The sequence below is a fragment of the Mesorhizobium sp. M0768 genome, from assembly GCF_040320195.1.
Classification (GTDB): domain Bacteria; phylum Pseudomonadota; class Alphaproteobacteria; order Rhizobiales; family Rhizobiaceae; genus Mesorhizobium.
In genome coordinates, this window is the sequence record NZ_JAMYPD010000015.1 from 1 (window position 1) to 8,884 (window position 8,884).

Consider the following 8,884-nt stretch of genomic DNA (forward strand, 5'->3'; position numbering starts at 1 on the left):
GCGATGATCTGCTCTTCCGGAAACCGCTTTCTCTTCATCAGTCCGTCCTTCAATCGAGGCCGGACTCTAATCTCAGTTGGAGGAAATTACCCGTGGCAGGTCATCGAACACCATTTCCTGCGTCTCGCACGGATAGGCCCCGACGAACATCATTAGTCGTCATTCTCGGCATTCGAGGATTTTGTTCGTCACAGCCTTCCATGGGTTATCTGCTTAAGACAAACAATGCTTGCTCCACAACTAAGTCTGGTAATACTGACTATAACGTTCACTGTAAAATTCGGCACTGCCGAACTTTTGATACAGCTTGATTCTTTTGAGATCGACCTTGTTAAGCAGAACGCCAATACATTTATCCGCAAGGATCGGATTGTTGAGGCTTTCGCGCACGAATGTACGAGCGGTCACGCCCCATTCAACAACCAGAATAAGGCCGTCGAGGTGCTGGACAAAGGACCTCACGTCCGCGACTGGAGCCAACGGGGGCAAATCAACGACGACGTAATTGAACGTAGAGCCCGCCTTGAGCAGAAAGTCTCCCATTTTCTCGATAGGCTGCACGGTCTTTGCGAGCTTTTGTTGGCTCTGGTTCACGCCGGGCAGGAACCGCAATGGCAATGATTGATGGGCCAGCAAGTCTGTCGCGTTGAAGTGTCCAGCCAACAAGTTGGCCAGGCCTCGTTCCCAGCCGTTGGCTAACATAGGGGACAAGCCCGGATTGTGGATGTCGGCATCGATCAACAGCGTCCTACAATGCTGCATAGCGAGAACCATCGCAAAATTAGCCGCGACCAGCGACTTCCCTTCTCCCGGGAGGCAGGAAATGATGCCGATCGCCTTGGTGCTCTTCCCTCGTAACTCGACATCAACAGCGACTTTCACCGTTCGCATCGCTTCAGCGAATTCCGAGCGCGGATGTTGCTCTACCCAGTTGAAAGCGCTGTTCCCCACCTCGATGAATGACGGCTCTTCGGTCGCACGATCATGCTTGTTTCGGCGAATTGGCTTTCCGTCCAGCAACGGGATCATTCCGAGCGTGTCAAGTCCGAGCTCATCGCGCACTTGACCCCTCGTGCGGAAAAAGCGCTCCCGGTACTCTCGAATTCCGCCCACACCGGCGCCAATCATGCCGCCGAGCACGACGCAGACGGCCAACGCAAGACGGCTGTTCGGAGAACTCGGGCTGCTGGGGTATGGTGCCTCCGAGATAACCCGCGCCTCCGTCAACGCCATCGAAAGGTTCTGCAGGCTGGCCTGGTACTGCTGCAGGACCTGTTCATATTGCGACTTGAGAGAGGACGCCTCAAGTTCGAGCTGGCTCAAGGTAACCAGCGTTTCCTTGGTCAGCGTATTGTCTGTTCGGAACCTGTGGACTGCGAGCTCGGCGTCGACCGATCGCTTCCGCACCGTCTCGAGCTCTTCCGCCAGTGCACTGCGAGCTCGGATAATCGACTCATCTTTGGCTCCGACTTGGTCAGAGATATAGATTTCCGCATACTTATTAGCTATTTTTTGCGCCATTTCAGCGCTAGGCGACCAAAATTGGACTTGCAGAATGTAAGAATCGCCTACACGATCTACCGTTATATTCTCAGCCAGAATGTCAAATGCCTGCCACCGAGGATCGGGTCCTTGCGCCGCACTCGATTTTTCCGGCGCTCCGCTTTCGTCGGAACTGCCGATGAATGACCGCACCACCCGAGCGACCGATCCTGTGAGACTGTTGAGCAACGAATACGGCGCTGACAAGAAAGGGCGATCGGTAGCAAGGCCGAGGCTGTCAACGACCTTTAGCCCGATGCGGTCGGAACGCAACAATTCGACCTGGCTCAGCATCATCGGATCAAGCTGTGTGGAGCTTCCGCTCTCTGTTAATCTCGTCACGACGGAAGGCTGGTTCTTGTCGATCAGGATTCTGGACGTCGACTCGTACAAGGGCACCTCGAGCCGAAGATACGCTAGCCCCAGCACAAGGCCTACGAGAGCGCATGTAAGGACGAACCTCAACTGCCGTCGCGCTGCCGCCACGAGTGTTTCGAGATCAATCGTTGCCGACTGAGGATCGCCAAAAAAAAAGGCAGAATCCGGGTGCTGATTTTCAACTTCGCGGAGCATAAGCCTTCAAACCCGTGGGATGAAACTGGCAGCGTATACGTAGTGACGAACACTATACCACATTGTCTGACCGTCTCGAAATTCAGTATCGACGCCGGGGGAGCCGCTCCTCGCCAAAGACGTAAAATCTTAACCTCGGATTGCAATAATGAAACTCACGCGGCCCATGCTGTCTGCAATTCCGCTACACGTCATGCGATCCAATTAAAGGAAGAATCAAGTCGTACTGCCAAATGGCAAAACATCTGAGCAAGAGATTCCGGGCCTAAGTTGAGCCTGTCCTGCGGAAACAGGGACGTCGATTGGAATGACTCGTCGATCACCGGCGCACGATATCGATCACCATAAGAGTTCTGGGCGCATTTGGCCGCTCGCGGAACGCCTCTCAGGTGTCCGAATAAGACAGGTTGCAGTCACATTTTGTATCGTGATCTGGAGTGTCATCCTGCTGATCATCCTACTCTAAACAGCCGGAGCCTATAAAGGCGGAGAGTGGTCCACCTTATTGACTAAGTGGCTCGGCAGTTGCTCCCTTTCAGACTCATCGCGTGGGGTATTTGGCTTCGGAATCACGGATTTTTTGGAGACCGAGCGCCACACTAGCAGCATTACCGCAACAAAGTACCCAATCTGTATCAAGATCCCACAAATTAACGTTTGGACAAACGTACTCCAAAGCGAGGCGGTAAGCAAATATGTACTGATGGCGAATGCCGACAGTACTATGATAAAGCCGCGCAAAAAAAGCAAAAAGGACATCGCCGTCCCACTCGCAGCCGCTCGCGCGACGCGCTCCTTGGCAATTCAGCCCTCAACGCGTTAACCATCATAACATATCGGAACGGGGTAGAGCGATCAAATATTAGGAGATGCGAATAAAAACCCAACCTTTGCCAAGGCGCTTTCGGCGGATATGGCGGCCGCGCCCCATGCGACCAATGCCAGATGGCCAGCGTTTCGACCAAATGGCCGAAGCCCTGCTCGGTGCCTGGTCGACCATGAGCAGGTAGCGCGCGACCGGTCGCTCGCTGGTCGGCGGTGGCGCTTCCGATCGGCGATGCGATGGCCACGTCAGCGATAACGCTTGCGGGTCCATGACTGCGCCAGGTTGACGATCAAGAGCATCAAGAATGACAGCACCATCATGATCGCTGCAATCGCGGTTGCCGCCGGATAGTTGTATTCCTCGAGCCGGATGACGATCAGAAGCGGTGCGATCTCGGATTTGTAGGGCAGGTTGCCGGCGATGAAGATAACCGAGCCGTACTCGCCGACGCCGCGCGCGAAGGCCAGCGCGAAACCGGTGACGATGGCCGGTGCCAGTCCGGGAAGCAGAACACGGCTGATGATCTGGAAGCGATTGGCGCCGAGCGTGGCGGCCACTTCCTCTACCTCTTTGTCGATTTCCTCCATGATCGGCTGCACAGTGCGCACGACGAAGGGCAGCCCGATGAAGATCAGCGCGATGACGATGCCGAGCGGCGTATACGCGACCTTGATGCCGAGCGGCGTCAGCAGGCTTCCGATCCAGCCATTCGGTGCGTAAAGCGTGGTCAGCGCGATGCCGGCAACCGCCGTCGGCAGCGCGAAGGGCAGGTCGACCATGGCATCGACGATACGGCGGCCTGGAAAGCTGTAGCGCACCAGCACCCACGCGACGATCGTGCCGAAGACGACGTTGACGGCGGCGGCAATGAAGGCGGTGCCGAAGCTGATTTCAAGCGCGTTGATGGTGCGGCGGTTGGTGACGATCGCCCAGAAGTCGGTCCAGCCGAGCGCCGCCGAGCGCCAGATCAGCCCGGACAGGGGAATGAGGATGATGAGGGTAAGGTAGGCAAGCGAGAAGCCGAGCGTCAATCCGAAACCCGGAATGACGCTCGGCTGCCTGAATCGCCACCGCGCGGCGACGGCGCGAGCGATCGTCATGATACCCTGTTGCCCATTGGGTCAGCTCGCAGATCTGGTCGAAGATGCCTTCCTCACCCATTTGATAGCGCCGGACGTGTGGCACTTGGCTGAAAAGCGCGGTTCATCGGTCGATGTAGCCGTGATGCCCGAGATAGTTGATAACCTGTTCGGCCAGCTCCTCCGACGCGCTCACCCCTGCCGCCACCACAATTTCCGGCGACTCTGGCTCTTCATCCATTCGTGGCCACCATATCGTGCAGCATCTCACGCTTTCCCTCTTCACAATCCTCCGTCGACAGAACGAGGCGTGCTTTTCATCCGCGGTGTGCTCGTGGAGCAATCGGGGACTACACCGAGCCTCTGAGCCCAATTTTTCCGACTAGAATTCTGCGTCGCCGTGAGCGACAAGATTTGCAAAATCGACATCTGATCGTTGGCGCCCCCTTGTTGTAGGTCTCTCGAGATTAAGGACGATGCCACCAGCAACTCGAAGGACTGCGTCGCCAGCCGCCGTGTCCCACTCCATGGTTCTGCCTGGCCGGAGATAGGTGTCCGTCTCGCCTGCCGCTACACGCCAGAGCTTCAGCGATGGCCCTGAGGGAACGGCGCTAAGCATACAGTCCATTATGTCGATCCCGTCCAACTCTTCCGCCTGTGCGACTTTTGTACCGAGCTTTATCTGGGATAAATGAGGCATATCAGCGTCACTCGCTGTGACCGCGGACACAGTGAACTCGATATTTTCATGGCAGGTTGGAGCAGCTGAGATGCTGCTCGATCCGCAACTGCTCGATCCATTAAATGCGTTGCGACAAGGGGCTGAATTGGTTGGTTATGTGTATGACTGTCAGCCGTTCGAACACACGAGAGCGCGAATGTTGAATAGATCGGTGTGCTGGCGAGCAGGCAGCTGCGCCGCGCTCGCATGCTTGTTACTCTTGTTCGTCTACGCGAATCTGTCGAATGGCCCTGCCCTAGCACAGGAGTACAACGTTGACGAGTACCGCCTGCAGACTGGCGACGTGATCGGCTTCGCGGTCATAGGCTATCCCGAGATGCAAAAGCGAGCTGTGATCGACCGGAGCGGTATAATTGTGTTGCCGGTCTTGGGCCCCTTAAAGGTTCGCCAGAAGACAATAGAGGATGTTCGCAAGGAGGTAATCGAGGTCCTAAAACCGAAGTCCCTTCCGCAACGATCCGCTGACGGCACTGAGAATTGGACGGGGTTCTATCCAGATCAGATTATAGTTGATATTGAGGAATACCGACCGGTCTATATCGACGGGGACATTGCCTCTCCTGGGACTCAGGCCTTCCGACCAGGAATGGCTGTCCGACAAGCTGTGGCCGCTGGCGGCGGTTATAAGCTCGGTCGCGGCGAGGTTGAAAACCCTGAGCTGACAGTAGCCGACCTTGGCGGCCGCCTCTACGTTTTGCGCATCAAGTATCAGGAAAGCCAAATCAAGGCTGCTCGAATAGAGGCGCAGCTGAGCGGCGCCAGGGCGATCGAGGTTCCGGACGCAGAACGTGACCCGAGCCTCGAACCCCGTCGCGACGAAGCTTTGCGGCAGGAACAGAAGCATCTTGAAGCTCTCTATGTGGATCAGGAGAAGGAGCGCGCTTCAATCAAGTTGGCCACGACCAAGGCGGCGGAACGGATGGGCTACCTGAAGGAGCAGCAGAAGGCGGATCAAGCTGGCGCGGCAGCGGATGCGGCTGAACTTGATCGCCTCAAGAAGCTCTTCGAAAAAGGTCTGATCCAGATCACAATGATCAACGATGCTCAACGCGCAGTGCTCTTGTCAGCGACCCGCGCTTTGCAAACCAACGCTGAGATCTCTCGACTTGAACGCGACCAAGGGGAATTGCAGCGCAGCCTTGAGAAGCTTACCGACCAGGGTCGAATTAACCTGTTGGCTGACTTGCAGACTGAAAGCGCGGCGATGATGGAAATGCGGGCTGAGATGGATTCATTGGCCAAACAAATCGCCTACGTGAGGCAGCTGCGCAGCGACCTTTTGGCCGAAGGGGGCCGCCGGGTTATGATGGGTATAACCCGTTCCAATGACGGAAAGGCAACGACGATCGAGGCGACTGAAGATACTCTGCTCGCTCCGGGTGACACCATCACAATTACGCTACAGGCCCCACCGGGAGCGGCGATCGCGAACTAACTGATTAAATGGCGTTCATCCAAACGGAGGACGAAGCCCGCAAGCTGCTGCCGGCGCCGGAGCACTTGAAGTGGATGACGGCCCGGGACTTGGTTCCGCCTTTTTACGCGGAGATAGAGCCACCGCCGTCGCTATATCGGTTTCAGCTCCTTGGCGCGAATAGTAGTTTCGGCTAATATATGCGTGAACGACTGATCCCAGCAACTCTGTGCCTAGGTTGCGGCGGATAGCAGCAGACGAAGAATGCTGAAAAGCAAAGAGATTCAGTGGGTTTTTGCGGACGCCTGCACACACCAACGGAGAAGGGTTTAGATGACACTCTGTCCGTCAATCTCTCGTCAGGTCTTTGCGAACTTCAGGCTGCCTGATTGTCTTGTTGATATCTCGTCCAAAAATCATTTCTGGCCAATATGGGCGCGATCGCAATTCTCTTCCTTCCGGCGCGACTAGGGATGGCGGATTTGCCGGGCAATTCACAGCACTCTGCCCACACGCTCGTGGCGGTTATTATCCCTGCCTGCAACGCAGAGCCATTCATCGAGCGTACCTTGGCGTCCGTGCTCGCCCAAACGCATAAAAATATGGAAATAATAGTCGTTGACGATGGTTCGACCGACGCAACAGCATCGATCGTTCGACGACTGGCTGATGGCGACCGGCGCATCAATTTGCTCCAACAGAAGAATGGTGGCGTCGCGTCGGCGCGGAATGCGGGGGTGCGGGCAAGCAAAGGCATCTTTATAGCGCCTGTAGACGCCGATGATCTCTGGCACCCGACCAAGCTCGAAAAGCAGCTGCGTGTTTTCGCTGCGGCTGGCAATGATCTAGGGCTTGTCTACACACTTTACCGGACGATTGATGCCGATGATATGGTGATCATCACGCCGAAGCAGACGCACCCAAATGGATGGGTGTTCATGCAGCATCTCGGAAAAAATTTCATCGGCAACGGCAGTTCGGTGATGTTTCGGCGCGATGTTCTCTTCGAAATGGGTGGCTACTCCTCGCGACTGCGCGAGAGCGGTGCAGAGGGTTGCGAGGACTTCTTCATCCAACAGAGCATTGCCTCCAAATACCGTTTCGGCGTCGTTGAGGAGCATCTTGTCGGATACCGCCGAACGCCAGGGAATATGTCGGCAGATTTCGTGCGAATGCTCATCTCGCGTCGGATGGTGCTCGAGAGCGTACTTGCCCGCTGCACAGAGGCGGTGAAGCCGGTCCTGCTGGATGCGATCTTCCGCACCGATGTCGAGATTGCCAAGCTTGGGCTGATGACGCGCCGATTTGCTGCTGTCGCCAGGAACTGCACCAAAATGCTCTGGCGATCACCTGTGCAGTTCGCGAAACTCGTTGCCGCATTTGCGGCCATTTTCCTGCGCAAGGTGAAGCGAGCACTCCCCCAACCGGAAAGCGAGGACCGCAGCTCAGGGGAAAACGGCTCTGAGATCGGAGGAAATTTTTGGAACTACTCTATTCATGAGTTTGCGGATTCCGCCGAGAAAGCCGACTACCGCGTGGTGCTCAGCAATCTTGCTATAATGGACGAGAAGCTTGGACCAAGCGGAGCCTATTTGACGCGGCTTCCCGAAGAAGGGACGCTTGCAATGCCCAGCGAGGACACGAATTCGGACAGCCTATGTCCCCTTCGAGACATGAGATGAAAAAGCTGTTGCTGGCTGGAGGAGCAGGATTCATCGGGTCGCACCTGGTCGACCGGCTTCTCAAAAGAAACGATTTGGACATGCTGGTTGTGGTCGACAGCCTATGGACCGGCAGAGCAGAAAACATTGGTCATATCCGAGATCAACGCCTAGTGCTGGTCCGCTCCGAGGTGGAGCATTTCAAATCCGATTTCCAATTCGACGAGATCTTTCATCTTGCCTCGCCCGCGTCGCCGCCGGTCTATATGCGGGAGCCCGAGCGCACCGTCTCAGCAAATCTAATTGGCGCTATGCGGCTCTTGAAGCTGCTCAAAAAGGATGGGCGAATCTGCTTTGCGTCGTCCTCGGAGGTTTATGGAAATCCGTTGGTCAACCCGCTGCCCGAGACGTATCGGGGGTCAGTGGACTGTACGGGCCCGCGCTCTTCCTACGACGAAGGCAAGCGCTGCACCGAGGCGCTCCTCTTCGAAAGCAACCGTGTCCGCGGCGTCGATGTGCGGGTTGCCAGGCTCTTTAACGTCTACGGCCCGCGCACCCGAGCCGATGATGGGCGTGCTGTTTCCAACTTTATCGCCAATGCGTTGGCCGGCAAGCCGATCGTCGTCCATGGTGATGGTCTCCAAACCCGCAGCTGGGGTTATGTCGACGATATTGTCGATGGGCTCGAACGGCTGTTCTGGCTGGAGAACGTCAATCATGTGGGAGCAGTCAACGTAGGAAACGACCGGGAAATTTCGGTGCTTGAGATCGCGCAGTATGTTGCGGGCCTCATTCCCGGAACGACCATCGTTCATGGTGAGCCGGTGCCCCAGGATCCGACCAACCGGCGTCCTGACCTGACCCTATGCCGAAGAATCCTGCCGGGGTGGTCGTGCAAAGTGCCCTATGAAGAGGGTCTCGTACGCACATTGCGCTGGTTTGAGGCCAATGGTGGAATTGCGGAAATGAGGGCAGCTCACGCGATCTAGAGCCAGCAATGATCGGCATGATCTGAGATAGGCGGGCGGCATGCACTGTGGAGCGGAA

Annotated in this window: 7 protein-coding genes; 3 read left to right on the forward strand and 4 right to left on the reverse strand. The window is 56.2% G+C overall.

Translation table 11 applies throughout. The annotated features are described in order from the left end of the window. Positions 1 to 240 precede the first annotated feature (240 nt). From NKI08_RS19290 to NKI08_RS19305, 4 genes are all read right to left on the reverse strand, one after another. Positions 241 to 2,115, reverse strand: coding sequence for a Wzz/FepE/Etk N-terminal domain-containing protein (locus NKI08_RS19290; RefSeq protein WP_352771499.1), 1,875 nt, complete (start codon positions 2,113 to 2,115; stop codon positions 241 to 243). 477 nt (positions 2,116 to 2,592) lie between these two features. Next, positions 2,593 to 2,874 carry an exopolysaccharide production repressor protein gene (locus NKI08_RS19295; RefSeq protein WP_352771501.1) on the reverse strand — a complete coding sequence of 94 codons (282 nt, stop codon included), beginning with the start codon at positions 2,872 to 2,874 and terminating at the stop codon, positions 2,593 to 2,595. 312 nt (positions 2,875 to 3,186) lie between these two features. After that, the gene (gene cysT, locus NKI08_RS19300) at positions 3,187 to 4,041 is read right to left on the reverse strand and encodes a sulfate ABC transporter permease subunit CysT (RefSeq protein ID WP_352771502.1); all 855 of its coding nucleotides are present in this window, start codon (positions 4,039 to 4,041) and stop codon (positions 3,187 to 3,189) included. Between the two features lie 361 nt (positions 4,042 to 4,402). Continuing rightward, complete coding sequence (locus NKI08_RS19305) at positions 4,403 to 4,720, reverse strand: inositol monophosphatase family protein (protein ID WP_502898838.1); 318 nt, start codon at positions 4,718 to 4,720, stop codon at positions 4,403 to 4,405. A 70-nt stretch (positions 4,721 to 4,790) separates the two neighbouring features. On the opposite strand from NKI08_RS19305, the gene NKI08_RS19310 reads away from it, so the two are divergent. The 3 genes from NKI08_RS19310 (at position 4,791) to NKI08_RS19320 (ending at position 8,826) form a co-directional block, all read left to right on the forward strand. After that, a complete protein-coding gene (locus tag NKI08_RS19310; RefSeq protein ID WP_352771504.1) occupies positions 4,791 to 6,197 on the forward strand; it encodes a polysaccharide biosynthesis/export family protein in 1,407 nt (468 codons plus the stop codon). A 452-nt stretch (positions 6,198 to 6,649) separates the two neighbouring features. Beyond that, the gene (locus tag NKI08_RS19315) at positions 6,650 to 7,858 is read left to right on the forward strand and encodes a glycosyltransferase family 2 protein (protein ID WP_352771506.1); all 1,209 of its coding nucleotides are present in this window, start codon (positions 6,650 to 6,652) and stop codon (positions 7,856 to 7,858) included. Further along, complete coding sequence (locus NKI08_RS19320; RefSeq protein WP_352771508.1) at positions 7,855 to 8,826, forward strand: NAD-dependent epimerase/dehydratase family protein; 972 nt, start codon at positions 7,855 to 7,857, stop codon at positions 8,824 to 8,826. The genes NKI08_RS19315 and NKI08_RS19320 overlap by 4 nt, the downstream gene beginning before the upstream one ends. Positions 8,827 to 8,884 lie beyond the last annotated feature (58 nt).

Bases quoted from the DNA above. Each gene is read 5' to 3' on its own strand.
- NKI08_RS19290 (WP_352771499.1), bottom strand. From the start codon at position 2,115: ATGCTCCGCGAAGTTGAAAATCAGCACCCGGATTCTGCCTTTTTTTTT.
- NKI08_RS19295 (WP_352771501.1), bottom strand. From the start codon at position 2,874: ATGTCCTTTTTGCTTTTTTTGCGCGGCTTTATCATAGTACTGTCGGCA.
- cysT (WP_352771502.1), bottom strand. From the start codon at position 4,041: ATGACGATCGCTCGCGCCGTCGCCGCGCGGTGGCGATTCAGGCAGCCG.
- NKI08_RS19305 (WP_502898838.1), bottom strand. From the start codon at position 4,720: ATGCCTCATTTATCCCAGATAAAGCTCGGTACAAAAGTCGCACAGGCG.
- NKI08_RS19310 (WP_352771504.1), top strand. From the start codon at position 4,791: ATGCTGCTCGATCCGCAACTGCTCGATCCATTAAATGCGTTGCGACAA.
- NKI08_RS19315 (WP_352771506.1), top strand. From the start codon at position 6,650: ATGGCGGATTTGCCGGGCAATTCACAGCACTCTGCCCACACGCTCGTG.
- NKI08_RS19320 (WP_352771508.1), top strand. From the start codon at position 7,855: ATGAAAAAGCTGTTGCTGGCTGGAGGAGCAGGATTCATCGGGTCGCAC.